The sequence below is a fragment of the Paenibacillus sp. genome (genome assembly GCF_035645235.1).
In the GTDB taxonomy this organism is placed as follows: domain Bacteria; phylum Bacillota; class Bacilli; order Paenibacillales; family YIM-B00363; genus Paenibacillus_AE.
In genome coordinates this window covers 1-24,895 of sequence record NZ_DASQMZ010000132.1, presented here as the reverse complement: position 1 = coordinate 24,895, position 24,895 = coordinate 1, and the positions used below count along the sequence as shown (strand labels likewise).

At 60.2% G+C, this 24,895-nt stretch carries 21 protein-coding genes and 2 pseudogenes; 14 read left to right on the top strand and 9 right to left on the bottom strand.

Annotation, left to right across the window (positions count from 1 at the left end; translation table 11 throughout):
- Positions 1-25: 25 nt before the first annotated feature.
- The gene (locus VEZ38_RS13080; protein ID WP_324894064.1) at positions 26-811 is read right to left on the bottom strand and encodes an AraC family transcriptional regulator; all 786 of its coding nucleotides are present in this window, start codon (positions 809-811) and stop codon (positions 26-28) included.
- A 310-nt stretch (positions 812-1,121) separates the two neighbouring features.
- Between VEZ38_RS13080 and VEZ38_RS13075 the strand changes: the two are divergent.
- From VEZ38_RS13075 to VEZ38_RS13065, 3 genes and pseudogenes are all read left to right on the top strand, one after another.
- Positions 1,122-1,355, top strand: a pseudogene (locus VEZ38_RS13075) (sugar phosphate isomerase/epimerase); the annotation flags it as partial.
- Positions 1,356-1,357: 2 nt separating this feature from the next.
- Positions 1,358-2,374, top strand: coding sequence for a Gfo/Idh/MocA family oxidoreductase (locus VEZ38_RS13070; protein ID WP_324894062.1), 1,017 nt, complete (start codon positions 1,358-1,360; stop codon positions 2,372-2,374).
- A 424-nt stretch (positions 2,375-2,798) separates the two neighbouring features.
- Positions 2,799-3,662, top strand: coding sequence for a sulfatase-like hydrolase/transferase (locus VEZ38_RS13065; protein ID WP_324894060.1), 864 nt, complete (start codon positions 2,799-2,801; stop codon positions 3,660-3,662).
- A 386-nt stretch (positions 3,663-4,048) separates the two neighbouring features.
- On the opposite strand, the gene VEZ38_RS13060 is transcribed toward VEZ38_RS13065, so the two are convergent.
- A complete protein-coding gene (locus VEZ38_RS13060; RefSeq protein WP_324894059.1) occupies positions 4,049-4,690 on the bottom strand; it encodes an NADPH-dependent F420 reductase in 642 nt (213 codons plus the stop codon).
- 168 nt (positions 4,691-4,858) lie between these two features.
- Between VEZ38_RS13060 and VEZ38_RS13055 the strand changes: the two genes are divergently transcribed.
- Complete coding sequence (locus VEZ38_RS13055; RefSeq protein WP_324894057.1) at positions 4,859-5,722, top strand: LysR family transcriptional regulator; 864 nt, start codon at positions 4,859-4,861, stop codon at positions 5,720-5,722.
- Between the two features lie 21 nt (positions 5,723-5,743).
- Here VEZ38_RS13055 and VEZ38_RS13050 read toward each other — a convergent pair whose 3' ends face one another.
- Positions 5,744-6,070, bottom strand: coding sequence for a YnfA family protein (locus VEZ38_RS13050; RefSeq protein WP_324894055.1), 327 nt, complete (start codon positions 6,068-6,070; stop codon positions 5,744-5,746).
- Complete coding sequence (locus tag VEZ38_RS13045; RefSeq protein ID WP_324894053.1) at positions 6,067-6,477, bottom strand: MerR family transcriptional regulator; 411 nt, start codon at positions 6,475-6,477, stop codon at positions 6,067-6,069. Before VEZ38_RS13045 ends, VEZ38_RS13050 begins: the two co-directional genes overlap by 4 nt.
- Before the next feature lie 179 nt (positions 6,478-6,656).
- Between VEZ38_RS13045 and VEZ38_RS13040 the strand changes: the two genes are divergently transcribed.
- Both VEZ38_RS13040 and VEZ38_RS13035 read left to right on the top strand, forming a co-directional pair.
- Entirely contained in the window at positions 6,657-6,920 is a 264-nt protein-coding gene (locus tag VEZ38_RS13040; RefSeq protein WP_324894051.1) for a hypothetical protein, read from the top strand.
- Positions 6,921-7,075: 155 nt separating this feature from the next.
- The gene (locus VEZ38_RS13035) at positions 7,076-7,606 is read left to right on the top strand and encodes an MOSC domain-containing protein (protein WP_414694713.1); all 531 of its coding nucleotides are present in this window, start codon (positions 7,076-7,078) and stop codon (positions 7,604-7,606) included.
- Between the two features lie 90 nt (positions 7,607-7,696).
- On the opposite strand, the gene VEZ38_RS13030 is transcribed toward VEZ38_RS13035, so the two are convergent.
- Positions 7,697-8,098, bottom strand: a complete 402-nt coding sequence (locus tag VEZ38_RS13030; protein WP_324894047.1) for a DoxX family protein — start codon at positions 8,096-8,098, stop codon at positions 7,697-7,699.
- Positions 8,099-8,283: 185 nt separating this feature from the next.
- Here VEZ38_RS13030 and VEZ38_RS13025 point away from each other — a divergent pair, with 185 nt between their 5' ends.
- Positions 8,284-8,742, top strand: coding sequence for a MarR family transcriptional regulator (locus tag VEZ38_RS13025; RefSeq protein WP_324894045.1), 459 nt, complete (start codon positions 8,284-8,286; stop codon positions 8,740-8,742).
- Between the two features lie 71 nt (positions 8,743-8,813).
- Here VEZ38_RS13025 and VEZ38_RS13020 read toward each other — a convergent pair whose 3' ends face one another.
- Both VEZ38_RS13020 and VEZ38_RS13015 read right to left on the bottom strand, forming a co-directional pair.
- Entirely contained in the window at positions 8,814-12,377 is a 3,564-nt protein-coding gene (locus VEZ38_RS13020) for a fibronectin type III domain-containing protein (protein WP_324894043.1), read from the bottom strand.
- A gap of 24 nt (positions 12,378-12,401) precedes the next feature.
- A complete protein-coding gene (locus VEZ38_RS13015; protein WP_324894041.1) occupies positions 12,402-14,090 on the bottom strand; it encodes a right-handed parallel beta-helix repeat-containing protein in 1,689 nt (562 codons plus the stop codon).
- Positions 14,091-14,369: 279 nt separating this feature from the next.
- On the opposite strand from VEZ38_RS13015, the gene VEZ38_RS13010 reads away from it, so the two are divergent.
- Together VEZ38_RS13010 and VEZ38_RS13005 are read left to right on the top strand one after the other, a co-directional pair.
- Positions 14,370-15,425 (top strand): dienelactone hydrolase family protein, encoded by a 1,056-nt coding sequence (locus tag VEZ38_RS13010; RefSeq protein ID WP_324894040.1) that lies wholly within the window; start codon positions 14,370-14,372, stop codon positions 15,423-15,425.
- A gap of 93 nt (positions 15,426-15,518) precedes the next feature.
- Entirely contained in the window at positions 15,519-16,637 is a 1,119-nt protein-coding gene (locus VEZ38_RS13005; protein WP_324894038.1) for a glycoside hydrolase family 88 protein, read from the top strand.
- 214 nt (positions 16,638-16,851) lie between these two features.
- Here VEZ38_RS13005 and VEZ38_RS13000 read toward each other — a convergent pair whose 3' ends face one another.
- Together VEZ38_RS13000 and VEZ38_RS20640 are read right to left on the bottom strand one after the other, a co-directional pair.
- A complete protein-coding gene (locus tag VEZ38_RS13000; RefSeq protein WP_324894036.1) occupies positions 16,852-17,454 on the bottom strand; it encodes a hypothetical protein in 603 nt (200 codons plus the stop codon).
- Between the two features lie 105 nt (positions 17,455-17,559).
- Positions 17,560-17,691, bottom strand: a pseudogene (locus VEZ38_RS20640) (transposase); the annotation flags it as partial.
- A gap of 406 nt (positions 17,692-18,097) precedes the next feature.
- Between VEZ38_RS20640 and VEZ38_RS12995 the strand changes: the two are divergent.
- The 5 genes from VEZ38_RS12995 to VEZ38_RS12975 all read left to right on the top strand — a co-directional run bounded on the left by VEZ38_RS12995 (position 18,098) and on the right by VEZ38_RS12975 (position 24,826).
- Entirely contained in the window at positions 18,098-19,060 is a 963-nt protein-coding gene (locus VEZ38_RS12995; protein WP_324894034.1) for an ABC transporter permease, read from the top strand.
- 16 nt (positions 19,061-19,076) lie between these two features.
- On the top strand, positions 19,077-19,955 hold the full coding sequence (locus VEZ38_RS12990) for a carbohydrate ABC transporter permease (protein ID WP_324894032.1): 879 nt from the start codon (positions 19,077-19,079) through the stop codon (positions 19,953-19,955).
- Positions 19,956-20,079: 124 nt separating this feature from the next.
- Positions 20,080-21,702: an ABC transporter substrate-binding protein gene (locus VEZ38_RS12985; protein ID WP_324894030.1), complete on the top strand. Its 1,623-nt coding sequence runs from the start codon at positions 20,080-20,082 to the stop codon at positions 21,700-21,702.
- Positions 21,703-21,830: 128 nt separating this feature from the next.
- Positions 21,831-22,868, top strand: coding sequence for a response regulator (locus VEZ38_RS12980; protein ID WP_324894028.1), 1,038 nt, complete (start codon positions 21,831-21,833; stop codon positions 22,866-22,868).
- Positions 22,865-24,826: a cache domain-containing sensor histidine kinase gene (locus tag VEZ38_RS12975; protein ID WP_324894026.1), complete on the top strand. Its 1,962-nt coding sequence runs from the start codon at positions 22,865-22,867 to the stop codon at positions 24,824-24,826. The genes VEZ38_RS12980 and VEZ38_RS12975 overlap by 4 nt, the downstream gene beginning before the upstream one ends.
- Positions 24,827-24,895: the final 69 nt, after the last annotated feature.

Sequence of the window (24,895 nt, the reverse complement as noted above, 5' to 3'; positions counted from 1 at the left end):
GCCCGAGGGGCGGCTCCTTTCCCGTTTACCCGCGCCGGTAAGAGCTCGGCGACCGATTTTTATATTTCCGAAACACCCTGCCGAAATAACCGATGCTTCCGAGCCCGACCTTGTCGGCGATGACCGCGATCGCATCGTCGGTTTCGGTCAACAGCCGCTCGGCCTCGTTTACTTTTAACAAATTTACATATGTGATCCATGTCATGCCGGTCAGCTTTTTAAACAGAGCGCAGAAATGGTTCGGGCTCATGTTGACCATTCGGGCCGCTTCGCGTATGCTCGGGGCCGTTCGGCTGGAGTGGCGCACGTAATCGAGCAGCACGGAAAAATCGCCTTCGCGTCGGCGGGTTCCGCGAGGCCGGAGGGCAAGCCGCTCGTCGTGCCGAAACAGCAATCCGAATACTCGAAACAGCTCCGCTTTAATCAACAGCTCGTAGCCGGGCGCCTTCGTTTCGAATTCGTCGACGATGCGCGCGATCGACTCCCCGATCGTTCCCGTCAACGGGTCGTCGGTGTTCAAAAAGTTCGGAATCTGACGTCTCTGATCGAGCAACGGCGAGAAGTAGCGTTCGTCCGTGCTGTCCAGTCCGCTGTTCCGAAGCAATGCCTCATTGAAAACGATGGCGACGAGCTCCGTATCCTCCTCTCGTTCGGAAGCGCCATGCAATTGCTTGGCGTTGACGAAAGCGAAGTCTCCCTCCCTCAAGCAGGCCGAAGACGCATCGATTTGCAGGAAGGCGCTGCCCTTCTTGACGAAGATCCACTCCATATGATCGTGCCAATGCGGCCGAAAGCGATTGGTGTAGAACACATTGATCGGAAACGTCTTATCCGGGAGAAAGGTGGCTTCCTTCAGTTGGTGTTCGATGGCGCGTCGCCTCCGTTTCCTCGAATATTCTTATGATGTAGCTTCTCCGGCGCCGTGTCAACGCTTCCATGCCGGTAAATATCGTAATATCGTGCGAAAGTCTCGGAAGAATCGGTATAGTTCCGCAGGTGCACTTCGGCTATGATAACGGTAGCGTCGACAAGCGGGTCATGTCCGAGGAGGGTGCCGAATGAAAATCGGAATATTTACGGTATTGTTTGGAAAGCTTGGCTTGGAGGAAACCCATTCGCAGAACGTCAACCGCTACGGGTTGACCGATATGCAATTCCGAACCGTCGGGTACGGTCATGATATGAAGGTATGGGCGGACATGATCAGCGAGCTCCGGTTCGCGGGGTACGACGGCGCCATCAGCATCGAGCACGAGGACGGGCTCATGTCGAAGCAGGAAGGCTTTGCCAAAGCGGTTCACAATCTGAAGCCGATCGTTATGAAAGAATCGATCGGCGACATGTGGTGGGTGTAGCGATGAAACCTTATCGTATCGTAGTAGCCGGTTGCGGGGGAATGTCCAACCGCTGGATCGACGACGCCTTGGCGCGGGACGACGCCGAAATCGTCGGCTTCGTCGATATTCGGGAGGAGAGCGCGAAGGCGGCCGCCGAGCGGCGGGGATTGCGTATTCCCGCATTTACCGATGTATCGCGAGCGATCGAGGAGACGAACGCGAACCTCGTGTTCGACGTCACGATTCCGGCGAGCCACAAGGCGGTCGTCAGCGCGGCGGTCGAGGCGGGTTGCCATGTATTCGGGGAAAAGCCGATGGCGGAGACGATGGAGGACGCGAAGACGGTGCTCGAGCGAGTCCGGGCCTCCGGCAAGCGGTACGCCGTCATGCAAAATCGCCGATACCTCAAGCCGATCCGCGCCGTCCGCGATAGCATCGAGAGCGGTTTGATCGGGCAGGTCGGAGCGCTGCATGCCGACTTCTTCCTCGGACCGCACTTCGGCGGTTTCCGGGACGCGATGGACAGCCCGCTCATCGTCGATATGGCGATCCACACGTTCGATCAGGCAAGATTTATCAGCGGCGCCGACGCGGTCTCCGTCTATTGTCACGAGTATAACGCGCCGGGCTCTTGGTACAAGGGGAACGCAAGCGCCGTTTGCATTTTCGAAATGAGCGACGGCTCCGTCTTCACCTACCGAGGCTCCTGGAGCGCGGAGGGCTTTAAGACGTCCTGGGAAGCCGACTGGCGCATCGTCGGCAGCCTAGGTACGATTCGCTGGGACGGTGAGACGCCGCCGCGCTGCGAGGTCGTCGACGAGGCGCAGCCGCCGTCATTCCTGCGCGCCGTGAAGGAAGTTCCCGTCCCGATGACGTGGAACGGGCGAGAGGGGCACGAGGGCTGTCTGGATGAGATGTTCGCTTCGCTTCGGGAGAACCGTCCCGCGGAGACGGACGCCTCGGATAACATCAAGAGCATGGCCATGGTATTCGGCGCGCTGGAAAGCGCCGCGACCGGGAAAAAAGTAATGCTTTAGAAGACCGAGCGGAGCCGCGCGCATTGCCGGCTCCGTTCGTCATTACCGCACCCGAAAACTCGTCGAAAAACGAGTTTTTTCGCGTTCCGCCGCCGTTTTCCGCGATCTGCTTTTCTTTACATCGCGCCGATACCGGGGCGAAATCCGGCGATGTAAAGGAACGCAGACGCGAAAAAATACTGAGCATATACAGTCTTGCGCCGACGGGTTACCTTACGATTGAGGCCGGAACGAGAAACCCCGAACATTACGAGAAGGCAGAGGAGTGTGAGAAATCCGAGTGAAGAGAATGTCCGCGACGGTTAGAGGCGTCCGCAGAAACTGGGATTTGTATCTATTGATTGCGCCGGTGCTGATCTGCATCCTCGGCCATTCGCGGTATGGTACGGAATACGAAACCGAAAAGGCAGGGAGCGATGTGGAAGTGAGTGCAAACAAACCGAATATCGTATTGATCAACTGCGACGATTTGGGGTATGGCGACTTGGGGTGCTACGGATCCCCCGTGCATCGAACGCCGGTATTGGACCGGATGGCAGAGGAGGGGATCCGCTATACGGATTTCTACATGGCGGCTCCGCTCTGCTCGCCTTCGCGCGGCGCGATGCTGACCGGCTGTTATCCGAAGCGGATCGGCTTTGGCACGTTCGAAGGCCGCCAGGTTTTATTTCCCGGGCAAGGCGTCGGGTTGAACCCGAAAGAACATACGATGGCCAAGGCGTTAAAGGAGCAAGGCTACTCCACGATGCTCGTCGGAAAATGGCACTGCGGCGATCAACCGGAATTTCTGCCTTCGAACCACGGTTTCGATCATTATTATGGATTGCCTTACAGCAACGATATGGGGAGACAAACCGGCAGAGAGGATTATCCGCCGCTGCCGCTGATGCTCGACGACGACGTGCTGCAGGAGCAGCCGGATCAAGCGTCGCTTACGGAACGATATATCGAGCAATCCGTCCGGTTCATCCGGCAGAACAAAGATACGCCGTTCTTTCTGTATTTGGCGCACATGCACGTCCATCTTCCGCTGTACGTACCCGACCGCTTCTTGAAGCAATCGCGAAACGGAGCGTACGGGGCGGCGGTCGAAGGAACTGGTCACGTCCACGGACTTTCTGCCGACGTTCGTCGGTTTGGCGGGGGGGACGCTGCCGGAAGCGCCCGTCATCGACGGGAGGGATATTCGCCCGATTCTTCGGAACGAACCGGATGCCCGCTCGCCTTACGAGGCGTTCTTCTATTACCGAAGAGACGGACGGCCGCGTGGAGCGCCCGGCGCCTTTGACCCAATACGATCCGAATCATCCCTATCTCTACGCCATGTACGACATCGAGGATGCGGGCTGATCTTGTGTCATCGAATAAAACACAACCGCGCATAAAAATCACAAGGCGCGGCATATTTTCCCTTCTACAATGGATGAGAAGGAGAAGGACATCCAAACGTAGGAGGGACATATCATAAGACGAATGCCGAGCATCGCCCTGGCGGCGGCGCTGCTGCTGCCGTCCGGGTTCGCGAGGCATGGGGCGCGAACGGCCGAGCAGGTCGCCGACTACCCGGCGGTTTCCGTTCTGCGAACCCGGTCGCGGAGCAGGCGAACCCCGACACGCAAGGCGCCCTTGATACCGAAGGCGAAGCCGAGTCGGACTAGCGCTCGGTTAAACAGCTCAAGAGGCGCCGGGTCCTCCGAACAGCCGGAACGCGACGTACCCCGGGTGGCCGCGGCGAATGGCAAGCTCGCGTTCGAGCAGCGTCATCCGTTCGATTGTCCGGTTATTGCGCAGCGCCCCGGCGTCCACCATGCGGAACGGCGTGCCGGTCAGCAACCGGATCGTCGCGTCGCGAGCGGCTTCGTCGTCGGAGGTGACGTAGACGTCGCTCACGACGCCTTCGTGCACGGGGCGGTCGAAGACGCTCGCGAACGTGTTTTTGAACGCCCCGACGACCTTCGTGCGGGGGACCGTCCGCTGCAGTTCCTCGGCGGCGGACGTGCCCCACTCGAGCGAGAAGTCGTCGAACTCGTCGTTGAACGGATTGACGATATCGACCAAAATTTTTCCTGCGAGCGCCTCCTCGTGCGCGCGGGCCCAGACAAGGGCGTCCCGGAACCATAACGTGTGAACGATCCAATCGGCTGTCAGCGCCGTCTCGACGTCGACCGCCTGTACGCCTCGAAGATCCAGCTCCTTGATTTTCAACCTCGCCGCTTCGGGATCCCTAGACCCCCATAGCAATTCCGTACCGTTGGCGGCCAGCGTCCTCGCCAGCCGGCTCCCCATCGTGCCCGTCCCGATAATCGCTGCCTTCATGTCCATCCGACCTTCCGTTTCGATTTAGCTTCATCGTACCGCGCGCTCGCCGCGCCGGGAAGCGACATTATTTCCGAGGGTTGAAACCTATGGTTGCACCCCTTGCCGCGCTTCTGGTACGCTGATCGAAAGATGACCTACTACACTTGGAAAAAGGGGACGGCACGCATGAATGTTGCGTTCTTCGAAAGTTTTTTGGAGGTCGTTCGGGCTGGCAGCCTCATGAAGGCCAGCGAGCGGCTGCGTCTGTCCCATGCCGCGATCGGCAAACAAATTTCCGCCATGGAATCGCATTACGGCGTCAAGCTGTTTCACCGTTCGCCCCAAGGCGTTACGCCGACGGACGAAGGCAGGCTGCTGTACGACCGGCTCCTGCCCGTCTGCCGCGAGCTGCGAGCGATCGAGGCCGAAATGGCCGCGGCGCGCGGCGTAGGACCGTTCGCGATCGGCGCGTTGCCGAGCGTCGGGGCGTACGTGCTGCCGCGCGCCGCGCTCGCCATGGAAGCGGCGGGGGTGCGCGTGCGCGTCGAGGTGCGAGAGACGTCGGACGAGCTCGAGCGGCTGCTGGGCGGAGGGGAGCTGCAAGCCGCGCTGCTCGAGCTTTCGCCGGACCGCACGGATTACTGGAGCGAGACGCTGTTCGAGGAGCCCTACGACGTCGTGACGTATGCGGGGCACCGGTTCGCGGGGCGCGCGAGCGTATCCGTCGCCGAGCTCGCCGAGGAACCGCTCGTGCTCCATCCCCCGTCCTGTACGACGAGACGGCTCATCACCGGCTTAATGGCGGATGCGGGCGTCCGTCCGAACGTCAAGGCCGAGGTGCAGTTCGGCGATTTTCTGCTTCGATACGTAGCGGCCGGAGCGGGAATTTGCTTCGCGCCGCGGATGATCACCTCGCGCATGAAGGACGAAGGCCTCGCCGCCGTACCGATCGACGACCCCCGCGCGAAGCGAGCGATCTCGCTCGTCTGCGTCTCCGCTGCGGTCGGCAAGACGCTGCGGCCGTATTTCGACGCTTCGTTGCTCGAATAGGCGCAGCGCGGTACGCCGCGATCAGCTTCTCGGCGCCCAGAGCATGACCGATACGCCGACGAGACAGATCGCGGCGCCGGCCCAGTCGTACAGGTCCGGCGTCTTCTTGTCTACCAGCCACCCCCACAGCACCGCGAGAACGACGAAGACGCCGCCGTAAGCGGCATATACGCGCCCGAAGGACGGAAAGCTTTGGAACGTGGGAATGACCCCGTAGGCGACGAGCACCAAAGCGCCGAACGCGCCGTAGGCGAACGGCTTCGATTCCCGCAGCCACAGCCATACCAAATACCCGCCCCCGATTTCGGCCAAACCGGCCGCCAGAAACAGGAGAATCGCTCCGATCATGTCCTCGCCTCCGTTTCGCTTCCGCCATCCGCCGTCGCCAACACCCTCCGGCATTCGTCCCAGGTCAAGCATTCGCAGCGCGCGGCGGTCGACAGGAGGTCTTGCATGGCGCGAAGCTGCCGCGCTTTCGTCTCCAGTTCCTCGCATTTCTTCTTCGCCAGCTCGCGCCATCGCTCGGACGGCGCCGCATTCGCGTCGAACCCGTTCAGCAGGACGCCGATTTCGTGAAGCTGAAAGCCGGCTTGCTGCGCGAGTTTCACGACCTCGATGCGTTCGATCGTCTCCTCGGAGTACCTTCTTCTCCCGTTTGAGCGCTCGGGCGGCGGCAGCAGCCCGGCCTGCTCGTAATAGCGGATGGCGGACGTTGCGACACCCGTACGCCGAGCGATATCGCCGATGGATAACATAAAAAAACCTCCGTCTCCCTCTTGACTTAAAGTTAACTTGAAGTTGTAAAGTGGACTTATCATATCAAAACCACTTGATAGGATCAACCATTTTCAGAAAAAAGAGAGGAGCGATTTCCATGCATGAAACTTGCGGTATCGCATGCGCCCGCATTTCCTTTACCCCGGAGGAGAAACGTTTGTATTCGCAGCTGAAGGAGGAGGTGTTCCGGACGCTGGGCGAAATCGAGGAGACGGCCGACGGATACGCTTTCGCGCTCGGAAGCCGTGCCGGCTTGCTCGCCGCTTTGGCCGAGTGGATCCCGTTGGAGCATAAGTGCTGCCCCTTCCTAACGGCGACCGTCCGCGTTCGCCCCGGCGGGGAGGTTCGTCTGGAGCTGACCGGGCCGGCCGAAATCAAGGGGTTCCTGCTCGAGGAGCTGGAGCTCGAAACCGTTAGTTGACCACGCAACTAACATTGGATATACTCTACTTAGTTGCACAATCGAAGGGCTTCAGGGAAGATTCGAAAGCAAGGTAGCATGTGCGGGGACCGCCCTCAGGCGGTCTCCGTTCCTTTATTTGAAAGGGGGAAGGCAGCTTGGGTGCTGTAAGCGAAATGAAAGTGCTGTCCGTGCTGATGACGCGGGATTCGTCTTCTTTCGAAACGTTCGCGATGCAGTCGATCCGTGTGGAGGTAGCCGGTATCCCGGGGGATCGGCATTATGGCCTGCTGCGTCCTGCCGACGGCCGCCAGAAGCTATATCCACGCGGCACCCCGATCGCTAACCGCAGGCAAATCAGCATCGTGTCGGCGGAGGAGTGCGCACGCATTGCGAATTCGTTAGGCGTGCCATCCATTCGTCCGGAATGGCTCGGCGCGAACGTGCTCGTCTCGGGCGCTCCGGCGTTAAGCGCTTTGCCCAGAGGCGCGAGGCTGTTATTTTCGGGAGGGACGGGGCTGATATGCGAAGGGGAAAATCTCCCCTGCGTCGGGCCGGGCGAGCTGGTCGAGCGAGCGCTCGGACGGTCCGGCTTGCGAAGCGCCTTCGTGCAGGCGGCCATGGGGAGGCGCGGCATCGTGTGTTCGGTGGAAAAGGAGGGCATGCTCGCTCCCGGGGAAACCGTTCGCGTCGCGGAAGGTTCGTAACCGCCGGGGGCCGCGCAGCCCCTTAAGGCTCTAAGATGAAAAAATCCCCGCTCGCGAGCGGCTCGCGAACGGGGAGATCCTCGATTATGTTTACCGTGCCAACCAAGCGTCCAACGAATACTCTCCAGCTCCGACCAAGGCGACGCCGCCTGCGACGAGGATGAGAAGGAGGTTGTATTCGTAGCCGTTCGCGGTGATCCAATAGCCGTTCTTAATATGCGCTGCGAAGATGGCGACGACCATCGTGACGGCGATGAGCGCGCCGCCCGCCGGCGTAAGCAGCCCGGCGGCGAACAATGCGCCGCCGACGACCTCGGCCAGCCCCGCCAGCAGCGCCATTAACAGGCCGGGACGCAGGCCGACGGAATCCATCCAACCGCCCGTCCCTTTCAAGCCGTACCCTCCGAACCAACCGAACAGCTTTTGAAGCCCATGACCGATGAAAGAAATCCCGACGACCAAGCGAAGCGCCAACAATACCCAACTTAACATGCAATTCGACCTCCAGAAAATAATCGCAAACATTTAGTTGCTTAGTCAACATGTTTGCCGTGAAATGAATATAACAAAATATAGTTGCTTAGTCAACTAAGAGTTTGTGTTCAGTGCCGTTAGTTGCGCAAACAACTTTATGGGGGTATGATAAGTGGGAACACGCAATGAAGGAGGGCGGTTGGATGGAGCGCGTTACGGACGCCGAGCTTGCGGCTTGGCGCGGCTTCATTAAGGCGCACGCGCAGGTCATCGAACGGATCGAGCAGGATTTAAGCCGGGAGAAGCGGGTGCCGTTGAGCACGTACGACGTTTTGATCGCATTGTTCGAGGCTCCCGGGCGCAAACTGCGGCTGAAGGATTTGACGAGCAAGATGGTGTTGACGAAGAGCGGAATTACCCGGTTGATCGACCGGCTGGAGAAGGACGGCTTGATCGTCCGGGCGAAAAGCGAAGAGGACGGGCGGGGATTGTACGCCGTCTTAACGGACGAAGGCGAAGCGCAGCTGCGCAGAGCTTGGCCGGTATACGCGCAGGGGATTAAGCGCTATTTCGCGTCGGCATTGTCCGAGGAGGACGTCCGGGGCGTGACGGCGGCTATGGAAGCGATCCGCCGTCATGTCGCTGCGGCTTCGCCGCAATGAAAGAAAGGGGCGCGCCCCGAGGTAGGATGTTCTACGCTCGGGGCGGCCACTTTCTATCGTTCGCTTAGCGATTACTCTACAAAACCGACGTTATCGAATGTCGAGGTGTTTAGTTGCGTATCGTCCAGGCTGACGACCGCAAGACCCGCGTAGACGGTGCTCGACATGCTGATCGTAACGGACTTAATCAATGTCCAGTTCGTGCCGTCCGCCGATTCGTACGCGTTGAAGACGGAGCCCGCCCGCGTCAATTTCACCCACCGCGGCGCCGTGGCGCTCGAGCCGATCGCATAGTCGGTCGCCCCGGATGTCGACGCCCGCCACAACGCCTGCATCGAGGAGCTGGGCGACGTATTGGCGATGACGTATTTGGAGCCGCCGTCGAGCGTCTCGCGAATCATGACGCCGGCTTTGGCGTTGGCGTGCGTGTTCTCGATCGAAGCGACGCGCGCCACGATTTCCCCGTCGCCGCTCATCGTGCGGTACACGTAATGGAATTCGTCCGGGCTGCCCGTGCCCCAGATGTCCCATCCGGCGCCGTTGACCGTGAACGTGCCGTTCGCGTACGACGCGCTGCCCGCGACGCCGACGCTGCCCACGTCTTGGTTCGCCCAAGGGCTCGGCAGGCTGCTCGTGCCGCCCGAGTAGGGGGAGAGGTTCGCGCCGGGAATGACGGCGATCGTCGAGATGCCCGGCCCCGTCCAGCCGACCGCGACGTTGTCCCCGCCGCCGTCTTCCTTATGAAGCACTTCCACGTAATAGGACTGTCCCGCCGTCAAGCTGATCGCGGAAGATTGCTGCGACGCGTATTTCGTCCATTCCCTCGAGTTCGTCCAGCCGGCTACGTTGGCGATTAACGCTTTATTCGCCGGGTCGCTGCCCGTGCTGAGCCACAGCTCGGCGTTATCGTCCGCCGCGAGGTAAAACGTGTAGGATCCGGACGTCGTCGGCGTAATGTATCCGCGGATGCGCGTGCCGTAGCTGTTCGCCCAGTTCGTCGGCCCCTCGAGGCTCGTTAGCGTAGAGGTGCCGGACGGCGTCGTCGTCAGCGGGATGGCGGAGACGGACGTACCGGCGATTCCCGTCCAGTATTCCCGCGTAATGCTTCCCGTGCCGCCGCTCGTGGCGTTCGTCGTTACGCTCAGCGCGGCGCTCGCCGCCGAGACGTTGCCAGCGGCATCCTTCGCCCGCACAGTAAAGCTGTACGTCGTGTTCGGCGTCAACCCCGTCGCTTGGAACGTCGTCGCCCCGGTCGTGGAGCCTGCGAGCGTCGTGCCCCGGTAGACGTCGTAACCGGTGACGCCGACGTTGTCCGTGGATGCCGTCCACGACAAATCTACGGTCGTAGTCGTCTTCGACGGCGACGTCACATTCGTCGGCGCCGTCGGCGCCTGCGTGTCCGCCGTGCCGGAGTACGGCGACAGGTAGCTTCCCGGAATGACCGTAATCGTCGAGAAGCCCGGCCCCGTCCAGCCGACCGCGATGTGGTCGCCTCCGCCGCCTTCCTTATGAAGCACTTCCACGTAATATGTCTGCCCTGCCGTCAGCGAGACGGGGGCGGATTGCTGCGTCGCATATTTCGACCATTCGCCGACGTTCGTCCATCCGATGAATTCGGCGAGTTTCGTTTTGTTCGCCGGGTCGCTGTTCGTGCTCAACCACAGCTGACTGTCGTCGTCCCCTGCAAGATAAAACGTATAGGAGCCGGAGGTCGTCGGCGTAATGTAGCCGCGTATCCGCGTGCCGTAGCTGTCGCCCCAGTTCGTAGGCCCTTGAAGGCTCGTAAGGGTCGAGGTGCCGGTCGGCGTCGTCGTCAGCGGAATGGAAGAGATGGACGTACCGGAAATTCCCGTCCAATACTCCCTGGTGATGCTGCCCGTGCCGCCGCCGCTCGAGGCGTTCGTCGTCACGCTCAGCGCGGCGCTCGCCGCCGAGACGTTGCCCGCGGCATCCTTCGCTCGAACGGTAAAGCTGTACGTCGTGTTCGGCGTGAGCCCGGTCGCTTGAAACGTCGTCGCGCCGGTCGTCGAGCCCGCGAGCGTCGTGCCGCGGTATACATCGTACCCCGTGACGCCGACATTGTCCGTGGAAGCCGACCACGACAGACTTACGGAGGTGTCCGTCTTCGACGGAGACGTCAGGTTCGTCGGCGCCGTCGGCGCTTGCGTGTCGCCTATGCCCGTTCCGTTGAATGTTACGTTATCGAACGTCGTGATGTTCAGCTTGGAGTCGTCCAAGCTGACGACCGCTAAGCCGACGTATACATTCGTCGCCATGCTGATCGTCGCCGTCTTCATCAGCGACCAGGTCGAGCCGTTCGCGGATTCGTACGCGCTGAACGTGCTGCCGCTCCGCGTCAGCTTCACCCAAATTGGCTTCGCGGAGGCGGCGCCGATGGCGTAATCCGTCGCGCCTTGCGTCGTCGCCCGCCAGAGCGATTGCTGCCCGCTGCTCGGCGACGTGTTGGCGATCATGTACTTCGAGCCCGCGTCCAGCGTCTCGCGGATCATGACGCCCGATTTGGCGTTGGGGTGCGAATTCGACTGACTGGCGACGCGGGCGACGATCTCGCCGTCGCCGGACATCGTCCGATAGACGAAGTGGAATTCGTCCGGCGAGCCCGTTCCCCAAATGTCGACGCCTGCGCCCGCTACCGTAAAGACGCCGTTCGAATAGCTGGCGCCGCCCGTCCATCCGACGCCCCCGATATCCTGGTGCGACCACGGGCTCGGCAAGGCGTTCTTATTCGTCGTGACCTGAAGCGCGGCGCTGGCCGCCGATTCGTTGCCTTGCGTATCGCGCGCCTTCACGGTGAAAGTATACGTAACCCCCGGAGCGAGGTTCGAGGCCGCGTACGACGTCGTGTTCGAGCTGCCGATGAACGTCCCGTTCGCGTAGACGTAATACGAGGACACGCCCACGTTGTCCGTCGACGCCGACCACGTCAGGTTCACCGTCGTTTCGGTTTTGGACGGAGCGGCGACATTCGTCGGCGCCGTCGGCGGCTGCGTATCCGATCCGCCGGTCGATCCGCCGCTCTGGTACACCGCGAACTCGTAAATGCGCGCGGTCGTGTCGGCGCCGGGATCGGTAATATACAATCGCACGTACCGATGCTCGACGATCGGCGTCGACAAGGTGCGGTCCGTGACGTTGGCCGTGTTCCCGCTGACCGTATCGACGTCGGTCCACGTCGTGCCGTTCACGCTCTTTTGCAGCTTGAAGTTCGTCGTGTTCAGCGATGCGCTCTCCCCGCCTGCGCCGGCGTGCTTCACGACCCACCGGTTAATGCTGTAAGGCTGTCCCTTCAAGTCCAGCTGCAGCCATTTATCGCCCGAGGCGCTGCTGCACCATTTGGTCGTCGTCAAGCCGTCTGCCGCGTGGGCCGCAGGCGTGCCGCCGCTGCAGAGATTGCCGTTCGACGTCACGGCGGCCGAACCCGGCGCCGCGTTCGAAGCGCCTGCGATCCATGGCGTTACGCCGCGCTCGTAGGCGCCTGCGTCCGGCGCCGTGCCCGTGTAGCCGTTCGTATATGGCGACCGAACTTGCCCGAAGTCGACGGCGGGCGACGAGGACTGCAACCGATAGTCGCCGCTCGCCGGGTCGAGGAACTTCGGATCGGTCGTCTCGTACACGTTGTTCGCGAAGCTCGGGAGCGTCTAATCTCCGCACAGTCCCGGCTGCGTCAACGTAATTTCGACCGAGTTCATGAAGATGTTGTTGACGATCTCCGTCCCGTCGAAGTTGCCGCACAAGGCGCCGACCGAATGATTGTAGCCGCCGAGCGTATTGTTATATACCTTGTTGTTGTTGCTTGGGTCGTTCAGGTGCAAGGCGTTGTTCATGCCGTAGGAAATGTTGTGATGCACGATGTAATTGCTCGTGCCGTTATCCAAGTAAATGCCGTTCCCAAGATGTTGGGACAGGTTGTCGCGCACTAGGTTGTAGGCGATTTCCGTGCCGTATCCGTTCGTGCCGTAGGTGTAGGTAATGCCGTTGTCCATCGTATACACGCCTGCGTTGAACATGTGGTTATAAAGCATCTTTACATTGTTCGCCGCGCTGTGCGCGATGACGGAGCGGCCGACGTTGTACATCGTATTCTTCTCGATCAGGTGTCCCGACCCGGATTGCTGGCCGCCGAAATAGGGCAGCCCGAAATGAACCGCGGCCGCATCCGTCGCCGAATAATTGACGCCGTGAATGACATTGTTGGACACCGTGTGGGTATTGCCTTGGATCAGCACGCCGTTGCCCGAGCTGAAGGCGATCGTACTGTTCTTCAGCGTATGATTGGAGCCCCTGAGCTGAATGCCCGCGTCGTAAACCCCGGTTTCCCAGCCGGATTCCGGCAAATACATGTCATGCGAAATATATTTCGCTTCGATGCCGTCGATCACGATCGATTGCGAAGCGGAGCTCGTCGTGATCGTCGCCGCGAACACTTTCAAGCCCTCCAAGGTAATATAGGACTTCCCGCTCAGGTCGAAGGCGTACGTGCGCCGCTTCGCTTCGACGGTATGGCCCGCAGGCGAATCGCCGGCCGGCGTTCGAAGATAGAGCGTGCCCGTGCTTCCATCGTAAAACGTCTCATTCGCAGCGTCCAGGTATGCTAATTTCCCCCATATGAAATACATTTGATCGGCGGCCGGCGCGTAATACGTGTCGAACTTGCCGTACGTAAAGTCGATACGTCCCGCCGTCGAAGCAGTAATCTCGCCGGTTTGCGTCGCGTATCCGAGCAGAATCGCGGCGTTCACTTTCCCGCCGACATGCCCCGTGCCGAGCGCGTCGTCGTAGATCGTGCCTACGGCGCTCGTGCCGCTTCCGCTCGACGATCCGCTGTCGATATGAGCGGTCGTCAACTCGATCGGAGAAGCGTGGGCCGGCGAATTCGGCCAACGCGCTTCGTTTACCATGACGCCGTCGACGAAAATTTGGTTGTACCCGAGACCGAGATTCCAATTCATCGCGGTCGTCTTGTACGTGGAGCCGCTGTGCACCGTCCAGCCGCCGTTGACGACGTCCGCGCCGCTGACGGTGACATTTTCATTGTTATAAGGTTTGAAAACGATCCTCGCGCTCGCCGTGCCGGAGTTCGCAGGAACGACCGTCTCGCGGTACGTGCCTTCCCGAATGAAACAAGTGTCGCCCGCGACCGCCACGTTGGCGCATTTCTGAATCGTCCGGAACGGCTGCGACAACGTGCCGGGGTTCGTATCCGCGCCGCTCGTGGAGACATAATATGAGGCGGCGGCCTTCGCCGTCGGGGCGCCGATCGGGACGAGCCAACCGGATAGCGCGAGCGCGAACGTCATACACAATAATGCGGTTTTTCTTGCTTTCAAAGCACACTCCTCCTTCGAGAGATTGGTTTGGAAACGCCGGTCGTCGTGACCGCATCACCCCCTTAAAAGCTGAAATTTTACCGCATTAAAAAAATAGGAACGCTTACACTGGGAATCATGTCACACGGGAAATCATTCGGTAAACTATAAAAACGAACGAGTTACTGTGAATTTGACACCCGCCCCGAAAGTTCCCTTTTTATAGTAAAAGCAGGTAGGGTTGTCCGCCTCTTTGGTATGATATAGGAAATGGGTAGAAGTCGAGGGGAGAGGGACGGGATGCGGCAAGAGGACGATTTCTTGCGTCGCCTATACGAAGAGACGCTGCGGCGTCATCGCGACGAGGCGGAACGGAGCGGGCCGGAGGAACGCCGCAAGCGGCTGCGGGAGGCGTTGAAGGAAGCCCTCGGGACGTTCGAGCGCAACGACGCATATCGTGCGGCGACGATGGAGCGCGTAGCCTGCGACGGGTACGTTCGCGAACGAGTCGAGCTGTCCGCGACGCCCGGACTGACGTTCCGAGCGTACGTATTAATCCCGGACGAGGCCGAGCGGGGGCATCCGCTGCCGGGCGTGCTGGCGCTGCACGGGCATGGCTACGGCAGCCGGGAAATCGTCGGGCTGCGTCCGGACGGCGCTCCCGACGACGGAGAGCCCGGTATACATGGGCATTTCGCCGTGCAGCTCGTTCGCCGCGGCCTCGTCGTGATCGCGCCAGACGTCATCGGCTTCGGGGAGCGGCGGCTGCAGGCCGATCTCGACGAGCGCCCGGACGCGCCGAACTCCTGTTTCCGCCTGGCGACGGAGCTGCTCATGCTCGGCAAGACGTTGACCGGGCTGCGGGTGCACGAGGCGCGGCGCGCGCTGGACGTTCTGGCGTCTCGGGGCGAGGTCGACCCCGGCCGCGTCGGGGCGGTCGGGTTTTCCGGCGGCGCTCTGCTCGCGAACGCCGTCGCCGCGCTGGACGACCGAATTCGGGCTCTAGCGTTAAGCGGGTACCCGAATACGTTCCGGGACAGCATCCTATCGGTTCGCCATTGCCTGGATAATTACGTGCCCGGATTGCTCGCGCATGCGGAGCTGCCGGAGTGGATCGGCCTTTTCGCGCCGCGTCCGCTCTTTCTCGAAGCGGGCGAACGCGATCCGATCTTTCCGATCGAGGGATTCCGAAAGGCGGAAGAAGCGCTTCGTGCGGTTTACGAATCGGCGGGCGCCCTCGACCGGCTGGCCGTCGATCGCTTTCCCGGTGCGCACGAAATCAACGGCCGGCGCATGTACGACTGGCTGTACGAAACGCTCCGCGGCGGGGCGCATATGAAAGAAGGCGATATGTAAACATTTTCGACGTATAAAACAAAACTTTCGCTTTCGGCTGTACGGTAAGATGAGACAAGAAACCAGTAGTACCGAGCGAAAGGACGGAGCGAGATGAACGAGCGAGATCAAGCTTGGCTGCAAGAAGTATGGGGCAAGCTGCAGACGAAAATGTCGGCGGAATGCGAGCGGGTCGGCGAACGAATCCCGTACGCGCCGGAGAACGGAACATATGTCGAGGACAAAGGGGAGACCGACCTCGACTGGTGGACGAACGGCTTCTGGCCGGGCATGCTTTGGCAAATGTACCATGCGACCAAGGATGAAAAATATCGCGTCGCCGCGGAGGGCGTGGAGCGTCGGTTAGACGCGGCGCTCGACAGCTTCGAGGGGCTGCACCACGACGTCGGCTTCATGTGGCTGCATACGGCCGTGGCGAACTATCGGCTGACCGGCAACGCCAAGTCGAAGACGCGCGGCCTTCACGCCGCGAACGTGCTAGCCGCTCGCTATAATCCGCGCGGAAAATTTATACGCGCTTGGAATCAGGATCGGACAGGCTGGATGATCATCGACTGTATGATGAACATTCCCCTGTTGTATTGGGCTACGGAGGTCATGGGCGATCCGCGGTTCGAGTTCATCGCGCGGGATCATGCGGATACGACGCTGCGCCTCGGATTACGGGAGGACGGCTCGTGCAACCACATCGTCAGCATCGACCCGAACACGGGCGAGTTTTTGGAAGCGCCGGGCGGTCAGGGGTACGAGTCCGGCTCTTCCTGGTCGCGAGGGCAGTCCTGGGCTTTGTACGGCTTCGCGCTCAGCTACCGCTACACGAAGGATGAGCGGTATCTTGCCGCGGCGAAGCGGGTCGCTCACTACTTCATCGCGAACGCGGCGAGCAGCGGCGATGTGCCGCTCGTCGACTTCCGCGCGCCGGCGGAGCCTGTGCTGTACGACACGACGGCAGGCATGATCGCGGCCTGCGGCCTGCTCGAAATCGCCGAAGCCGTCGGCGAACGCGAGAAGCCGCTGTACGCCGGAGCGGCTCTTCGAATGCTCCGCGCGACGGAGGAGAAATATTGCAACTGGAACGTCGAGGAGGACGCCATCGTCGACGGCGGAACGGAAGCGTATCACGGCCGCCGCAACTTCCCGATTATTTACGGCGATTATTTCTTCATCGAGGGCGTGCTGCGGCTCCGAGGCCAAGCGTTCCATATTTGGTAGGGGGCTTGCGCTGCGACGCGTCCGCCCGAAAGCCGTCCCGGTCATGAACAATGACGCGGAGGCGGCTTTTCTCTTGCTTGCCATGGTGTACGGTTTCTGCCGCCCTTTACGACCTGTTTCCCTTGGCTCAGTGACATGCCGACCCGGAGTGGCAACCCGTACTCGAACCAATTCCTCAACACACGGCACTACCACCCCCGGGGTCTCCCTCGCATTATGCCGCGCTGCTCTTAACGGATATCCCCGTAGTATGTTCGACCGCACGAAAAAGCAAATCATAGAACGCTTCTCTAAGGTCTCCTTTACGTGCGGCAACGTTCCATCGAAAGCAATATTCGTTCAAGTAGCTTTGCACGTACTTATCGCCGATTCCATGGAAGGTGCGTACGAGCCAACGCTGCGCTTCCGCGAAGCGGTCGTGCAGCGGGCTTCGGGAAAGTGTAGCGTCCTCGAGCCATTGCGCGGAGGCGCCACTTCGAGCGGCGCGGGCCAGAATTCTTCTTGCCCCGAGCTCCGTCGCCATTTTCCACCCAGGTTTTATATCTTCCCGGTTTGTTGTATGGATCTTAATCGCGGTCGGGCGGCCGTAGGCATCGACCGACGCGCCTACGAAGACGGGGCGTTCGCACCGGTAATGGCGGAACGGGAGAAATATCCAAATAGAGCTGGGCGCGAGCGCGCGCAGGCCGCCGATGACATTCCCTTCCAATTTTTGGACAGCTTCCGCTTCATCAATTGCCGATCGAATTTTCCGCAGCATCGTCCATGCAACCTTATGCGTAACGCCGATCGTTCGGGCGAGCTCGACGGCGTTCATGCCGCCGGCACCGGACAGTGCGTCGAGGGCGGCGGCCCATTTCTCGAGCGGGGTGCGGGTTCGATGCATGACAGTGCCCGAAGTGACGGACGTTTGCATTCCGCAGCATTTACACTGGTAGAGCGGAAGGGTTCGCGTCGCGATTTCGGTGAACGCGCCGTAACCGCAGCGAGGGCATTGGAACCCGTCCGGCCATCTCCGGCGAAAGAACACTTCGACGTATTCGCTTTTGGACATGGATACCGCCTCCCTTTTCTTCATTATACCGAACAGATGTTCCTGTGTAAACCTGAAAATCCCTTGTGGTCAGGAGAAATTTAAAGCTGAGTTAGGGGAGAAAGGTTCGAAATAACAGTGCGGCGATAGAGAAGCGGGGGCGAGGAGGGGAAAGTGAGGGGACAACCGGGCTGAGTCAGAGGAAACAGGTAAGAAAGGCAGAGCGCGGGCAGGCAAAAGGCGGGGCGACTGAGCGAAGGGAAACAGGTTCGAAAGGAGCGCGGGAACGCGAGCGAGGCCGGAGGCGGGGAGAGCGCGGCGATCTAAAAAAAACACAAACGGGTAACATTGCACTCCATTGTTGCCGGGCCCGTTCCCCCGTACGATAGTGTCATATAATCAATCATCGTCTCACAGGAGGGGAGCCATGAGTCAAGTACGAGTCCAGCATGCCGCGCCGCCGCCGCGCGAGCCTCGAACCCGGCTGCGCGCCACGATCGGGTTTATGCTGAAATACAAGACGCTTTACGCATTGTCCGTTCCAGGCATTCTTTACTTTCTAGTATTTAAGTACGTCCCGCTGCTCGGCTCCGTCATTGCGTTCCAGAATTACAATTTGTTTAAGGGGTTTTCCGGAAGTCCTTGGGCGGGAATGCAGCATTTCGAGAAAATGTTCGCGCATTACGACTTCATCCGCATTTTGAAAAACACGATTTACCTCGGGTTGCTGGACGTCGCGGTCGCGTTCCCGGCGCCGATCGTCCTGGCTTTGCTGCTGAACGAAGTGCGTAAGCTCGCCTTCAAGCGTACGGTGCAGACGATCATTTATGCGCCGCACTTCTTGTCGTGGGTGATCATCAGCGGCATCTTCATCGGAATTCTGTCGCCGTCGTCGGGTTTCGTCAATCAGATGCTGGGCTGGTTCGGGATCGAACCGATTTACTTCCTGGTCGAAAATTCGTGGATCCGGCCGGTGCTCGTCGGATCCGGCATCTGGCGGGACGTCGGGTACGGCACGATTATTTATCTCGCGGCGCTGACGGCGATCAATCCGGAGCTGTACGAAGCTGCGGAGATGGACGGGGCGAACCGTTGGAAGCAAACGCTGGCGATTACGCTCCCGTCCCTGCTGCCCGTCATCACGGTGCTGTTTCTGCTCAAGATCGGGGAGTTTCTCGACTTCGGCTTCGAACGCGTCTATGTCTTCCAAAACTCGCTGAATTTGGACAGCAGCGAAATTTTGGACACGTTCATTTATAAAGCGGGCTTGCAGCAGATGCAGTACAGCTACGCGACGGCCATCGGCTTGTTTAAATCGGTCGTCGGGCTGATGCTGCTGGTCATCGCCAATACGCTTAGCCGGAAAGCGACCGGCGAATCGTTGTACTAAGGGGGGACGAACGAGCATGCACACGCGTATGACGGGGGGCTACCGCGCCTTCGCCGTCGCAAATTACATTTTCTTGACTGTCGTGACGTTAAGTATGTTTCTGCCGCTGCTGAACGTGATCGCGCAATCGTTCAGCAGTCCGTTCGCGATCGACCGCGGGGACGTGCTGTTCTGGCCGGTGGAATTTACGACGATTTATTACCAGTACGTGTTCCAAGACGCCTCGATCTGGCGCGCCTTCGGCATCTCGGTGTACATTACTGTAGTGGGCACATGTATTAATCTCGCGGCGACGTCGTCGCTGGCGTACCCGCTGTCGCGGGAGGAATACGTCGGGCGGAAGCAAATTTTGCTGCTCGTCATTTTTACGATGATCTTTACCGCGCCGCTCATTCCCGAATTTATCTTGATCCGGGAGCTTGGCTTATCGAACACGCTATGGGCGCTCATGGTGCCGACGGCCATCAGCGCGTTCAATCTGATCGTGATGCGGTCGTTTTTTATGCAAATCCCTAAGGAGCTGATCGATTCGGGCCGCATCGACGGGGCGGGCGAGCTGCGCATGATTTGGAGCATCGTGCTGCCGCTGTCGAAGCCGGTGATGGCGACGGTGGGCATTTTCTACTCGGTGATGAATTGGAATACGTATAAGAATGCCTTGTACTACATCAACGATCGGGCGCTGTATCCGCTCCAGATCAAGCTGCGCGAGATGCTGATCACCGACGATATCGTCGACACCGGGAACGATTTGTTTTCGAACCTTGCGACGGCTTCGCCGCAGGGGGTGCAAATGACGGTCATTATCGTCGCGACGGTGCCGATCGTAATGATTTACCCGTTCCTGCAGCGGTATTTCGTGAAGGGCATGATGATCGGTTCGGTCAAGTCGTAGCGGGCTTGCGTTCGGCAACCTAAAAAAACGACAAAACGATACGAACGGATTCCATTGTTGGAATATTCGAACGATTCCTATAATGAGGCGGAAGCGATATCATTCGAGAAGAGGGGATGCAATTTTGAAAAAGCGGTTATCGATCTTTCTTGTAAGCGTTCTTTTGCCAAGTTTGCTGGCTGCCTGCACGCAAAGCCCGGCGTCGACCGGAACGGAGACGCCGGCGCCGGCCGGCGGAACGACGACGGAGACGCCTGCGGCCGAGACGCCCGCGCCGGAGCCGGAAGCGCCGAAGGAGCCGACGCCGTTCTCGATCGCGATGCGGACGCTCAACGTCAAGTACGTGGAAAACCACGCGAACCTGAACGACGACCCATACGTAAAGGCGCTTGAGGGCTTTACGAACACGGACCTGGACATTCGCCTCATTCCGCACGCGGAGTACGAGACGAAGATGGTACAGATGTTCGCGACGAACGACCTGACGGACGTGATTCAGGGAGGCGGCGGCATCAACGGCAAGGAGCTGGCCGGCTCGGTCGAGGCGGGCGTGTTCGTCGACCTGAAGCCGTACCTTGAGGAGCACGGCAAGAAGCTGCTCGAGACGATCCCGTCGGCAGCCTGGGAGCGGGTGACCGACGCGGAAGGCCGCATCTACGCGATTCCGGAATACCTGGGCAATCCGTCCCGACGCGCGACGTGGATTCGGATGGACCTGCTCGAAAAGACGGGGCTCCCGGTTCCGAAGACGGTCGACGAGTTCCTGAACGTGCTGCGCGCGTTCAAAAAGCTTGGCGTCGAAGAGCCGTTCGCCGGCCGCGCGGAATTCAAGTACGCGGATACGTTTTTCGGGGCGTACGACGTGTTCGGCTACACGAACGAACTGGAGCTCGTCGACGGGAAAATCCAGCCGAAGTTCTTGGACGTCGAAAACATGCAAGCCGCGATCCAGGTGTATAAGACGATGTTCGACGAAGGGCTCATGAGCAAGGAATTCGCGACGGTCAACCCGAACACGTTCAAGGCGAACATTACGGCGGGCAAAGCGGGCATGTGGAGCATGAACGCCAACGAGCTGCCGATCTGGGGCGAGCAGCTGAAAAACAACGTGCCGGAGGCGAAGGTGGCGCTCATCGCATCGCCGATCGGCCCGGACGGCAAGGGCGGTTACTCGCTGTACAGCCCGGTGACCCGCGCGTTCTTCGTCACGAAGCAAGCGGAAGACAAGGTCGTCGATATCATTAAGTTCTTCGAATGGCAGACGACCGAAGAAGCGCAGCGGTTCTTCAGCTTCGGCATCGAGGGCACGGACTACACGATGAACGGCGACACGCCGGTCTACAAGGCGCCGGAGTCGAACGAAGAGCTCGATAAGCAGCGTTATTTAAACTACTGGCTCTGGATGGTGCAGGATACAACGTACAACGAGCTCGTGCTGAGCCAGACGGAAGAAGGCAAAGAGCTGATCAAAGCGTACGATACGCTTCTCGCGAACGAGGGCCGCGACGGCTACGAGTTTAACGAGCAACTGCAGGCGTGGATCAACAACCCGGAAATCAACCCGTTCTCCGACCGGTACCCGCCGCTCATTAACGAGCACATTATGAAAATGGTATTCGGCCAAGAGCCGATCTCCGACTGGCCGAAGGTCATCGAAGAGTGGCGCGCCAAGGGCGGCAACGACTTGATCGAGGAAGCGACGAGATTGTACAACGAGGGCAAAGGCGTCTACGCGCCGCAGCGGTAAACAGGATTCAAGGGAATAAACGTCAATCGCCTTGAGGGACTCCCCGCGCAGCTCGCAAACTTGCGATTGCGCGGGGAGGCTCTTTTCTCATAAGATGGGGGTAATTCCGATGCGCGAGGAGGCTGTTTATGTACGACGTGCTCATCGTGGACGATGAACCGATGATTCGCAAAGGGCTGACGAAAATCCTCGAGACGAGCGGCACGGAGCTTGCCGACATTCGAACGGCGGAGAACGGATTGGAAGCGCTGGCGCTGATTCGGGAGCGGCAGCCGGACTTCCTGTTCACCGACATTCGCATGGCGAAGATGGACGGACTCGAGCTGTGCGGCGTCGTGGCGCGCGATTATCCGTTCGTTCAGATCGTTATCGTCACGGGCTACGACGACTTCGAGTACGCGCGCCAAGGCATCGCGTACGGCGTGAAGGACTATATTTTGAAACCGATTACAAAGAAAAGCATCCATCAGATCGTCCGCCGGCTCGTGGATGCGGAGCGGCAGCGGGAAACCGCGCAGCCGTCGCTTTCGCGCTCAAACGAATGGGTCGCCGCAACGGAGGAGGCGATCTGGACGCTGCAGGAGAACGGCGCGGCGCATGCGGTCGAGACGCTGCTCGAGGAGCTGCGGGAGAAGGGCCTGTCCGTACAGCGGCAGGCGGGAATCGCCGGCGAGCTGTGCGAGCTGCTCGTGCGGCGCCTGAACGAGCGGGACGTATACGCGCTCGAGCTGCCGTTCCGCACCGACGGCATTCGCACGACCGAGGAGCTGCGCGCGCGGCTGATGGACTTCGCCTCGGCTGCGATGGAGACGCTGCGGGCGAAACGCAGAGGGCGGGCGAAGGATCCGATCGAAGAGGCGAAGAAGTACATCGAGGAGCATCTCTCCCGCGACTTCTCGCTCGAAGAGGTCGCCGACCTGCTCGGGCTGAACGCGTCCTATTTCAGTCAGCTGTTCAAGCAGATGACGGGCGAAACGTTCGCGTCGTACCGCATCCGGCGGCGCATGGAGCTTGCGAAGCAACTGTTGGCCGTGCCGCACCGAAAAATTACGGACATCTCCTACGAAGTCGGGTACGCGGATCACCCGCATTTCACGAAGACGTTTAAGAAAGTGACCGGCGACACGCCGAAACAATACCGAGAGAAGCTGGGCATCGACCGATGAGGAAGAGCTTGTTCGGGCAAATCTATTTCTACTTCACGGTCGTCATCCTGCTGTCGATTACGGGCGTAGGCGTTGTGTCGTACGTCCAATCGACGAAAGCGCTGGAAGACCAGGTGGAACGCTACATCAGCCAGCTGATCCGCCATTCGACGTCGCAGACCGAGTCGTATTTGCGGCGCTACGAGCTTGCGACCGACTCGCTCCTGTCCGAGGACGCGGTGAAGCGGTTCATGGAGATGGACCCGAACGACAGCTACCGGTTTTACGAGCTGACAGAGACGATCCAGAAAAATCTTTTTCGGAAAACGTTCATCGCCTACCCCAGCGCATATTCGATTACGATCATCGGCGATCACGGCAAGGCGATCATCGACGATAACCGCAATTGGTCGACGTACGAAAACTTCGACGCCAAGAAGACGCTCGCCAAAGTGAACGCGCGGGTGCCCAAAGACGGGAAAATCGCGATCTACCGCGACGGAGAAGACGACCGCGACGGCACGATTACGATCGCGCGGCGGATCCGGGGCTATGCGACATACGAGCCGAAAGGCGTTCTCGTCATGCGGGTCAGGACGGACCAACTGGCGCCGCTGTGGGACATGGCCGATCTGGGCGAGTCGGCGGCGTTGTACATCTCGGACGAGAGCGGGCGCATCGTGTATGGTCCCAGCGAGCCGGGCTCCGTGTCCGGCGTCGAATTGGCCGCGGTGCTGTCCCGGCTGCCGAGCGGCGCGGAACGCTCCGTCATCGAGTCGATCGGCGGCGAGCCGACGTTGTTCGTTACGCGAGAATCTTCCTATTTGAAATGGAATATGATCGTGTCTTTGCCTGTCGACGAGCTGCGCCGTCCGGTGGGCGCGATCCGAACGACGACGTGGATGGTCGGCCTGGCGACGCTGCTGATCGCGCTGCTGCTCGCCTATCGGTTCGGCCGCACGATCACGCGGCCGATTCGAACCGTCATGGAGGGCATGAGGGAGACCGAAAAGGGCATTTGGAGCCGCATCGACGACGGCGGTCGGGACGACGAGCTCGGCGGATTAATTCATCGGTACAACCTCATGGTGAGCCGCCTGTCCGAGATGATCGACCGGGTGTACGATGCGGAGTTACAGCAGCAAAAGTCCGACATCGAGCTCCATCGCAGCCGGTTCGAGCGGCAGCAAGCGGAGTTTCACGCGCTGCAGCTGCAGATCAATCCGCACTTCCTGTATAACACGCTGGAGACGATTAATTGCTACGCGATCGTCCAGGACTCCGAGGAGATCGCAGAAATCGTAGAGGCGATGGCCTATATGCTGCGGTACTCGGTGCAGACGCATCTCGAGGAAATTACGCTGGTGAACGAACTGAACCATGTCCGAAATTACATGGTCATCATGGGACACCGGCTCGGAAGCGGCTTCGAGCTGGACGTCGCCGTGCCGCCGGCGCTGCTGCTGCGGCACATGGTGCGGCTGACGCTGCAGCCGCTCGTCGAGAACGCGCTGCAGCACGCGTTCCGGGACGGCATGGAGCCGCACCATTACATTCGCATCAACGCCGAGGAGACGGAAGACGAGCTTCGCGTGTACGTCGAGGACAACGGCGTCGGTATACCGCCGCAGAAGCTGGCGCTGCTTCGCGAGCGGCTCGCCGGGGACGCGGCAGGCGCCGCCGAAGCCGCAGCCGGGCGCTCCGAAGCGCCGGTGGAAGGCGTCGCGGCGCCTGGCGCTCCGAGCGCAAGCGCGGGGGCGGGCGAAGCGACGGGCATGTCTAGCGAGACGGGGATGCAGGGCGCGGACGGGGCAGGCGCCGCCGCGCCGCGGAGGACCATCCTTCGGCGCGGCGGCATCGGCGTCGTGAACGTCCACCGGCGCATCCGAATGGTGTACGGCGACGAATACGGCCTTACCATCGACAGCAAAGAAGGACAGGGGTCGCGATTTACGATGCGCATGCCGCGCCGCGGCTGAGCACGCCCCTAAAAAAAACACAAATTCACGGCAACGGAGCCCATTGTTGCGCTTCGCACATTCGTCTTA

Bases quoted from the DNA above. Each gene is read 5' to 3' on its own strand.
- VEZ38_RS13035 (WP_414694713.1), top strand. From the start codon at position 7,076: ATGAAAGTGCTGTCCGTGCTGATGACGCGGGATTCGTCTTCTTTCGAA.
- VEZ38_RS13050 (WP_324894055.1), bottom strand. From the start codon at position 6,070: ATGATCGGAGCGATTCTCCTGTTTCTGGCGGCCGGTTTGGCCGAAATC.
- VEZ38_RS13070 (WP_324894062.1), top strand. From the start codon at position 1,358: ATGAAACCTTATCGTATCGTAGTAGCCGGTTGCGGGGGAATGTCCAAC.
- VEZ38_RS13060 (WP_324894059.1), bottom strand. From the start codon at position 4,690: ATGAAGGCAGCGATTATCGGGACGGGCACGATGGGGAGCCGGCTGGCG.
- VEZ38_RS13000 (WP_324894036.1), bottom strand. From the start codon at position 17,454: ATGAACGCCGTCGAGCTCGCCCGAACGATCGGCGTTACGCATAAGGTT.
- VEZ38_RS13005 (WP_324894038.1), top strand. From the start codon at position 15,519: ATGAACGAGCGAGATCAAGCTTGGCTGCAAGAAGTATGGGGCAAGCTG.
- VEZ38_RS13025 (WP_324894045.1), top strand. From the start codon at position 8,284: ATGGAGCGCGTTACGGACGCCGAGCTTGCGGCTTGGCGCGGCTTCATT.
- VEZ38_RS13045 (WP_324894053.1), bottom strand. From the start codon at position 6,477: ATGTTATCCATCGGCGATATCGCTCGGCGTACGGGTGTCGCAACGTCC.
- VEZ38_RS12975 (WP_324894026.1), top strand. From the start codon at position 22,865: ATGAGGAAGAGCTTGTTCGGGCAAATCTATTTCTACTTCACGGTCGTC.
- VEZ38_RS12980 (WP_324894028.1), top strand. From the start codon at position 21,831: ATGTACGACGTGCTCATCGTGGACGATGAACCGATGATTCGCAAAGGG.
- VEZ38_RS12990 (WP_324894032.1), top strand. From the start codon at position 19,077: ATGCACACGCGTATGACGGGGGGCTACCGCGCCTTCGCCGTCGCAAAT.
- VEZ38_RS13010 (WP_324894040.1), top strand. From the start codon at position 14,370: ATGCGGCAAGAGGACGATTTCTTGCGTCGCCTATACGAAGAGACGCTG.
- VEZ38_RS13055 (WP_324894057.1), top strand. From the start codon at position 4,859: ATGAATGTTGCGTTCTTCGAAAGTTTTTTGGAGGTCGTTCGGGCTGGC.
- VEZ38_RS13030 (WP_324894047.1), bottom strand. From the start codon at position 8,098: ATGTTAAGTTGGGTATTGTTGGCGCTTCGCTTGGTCGTCGGGATTTCT.
- VEZ38_RS12995 (WP_324894034.1), top strand. From the start codon at position 18,098: ATGAGTCAAGTACGAGTCCAGCATGCCGCGCCGCCGCCGCGCGAGCCT.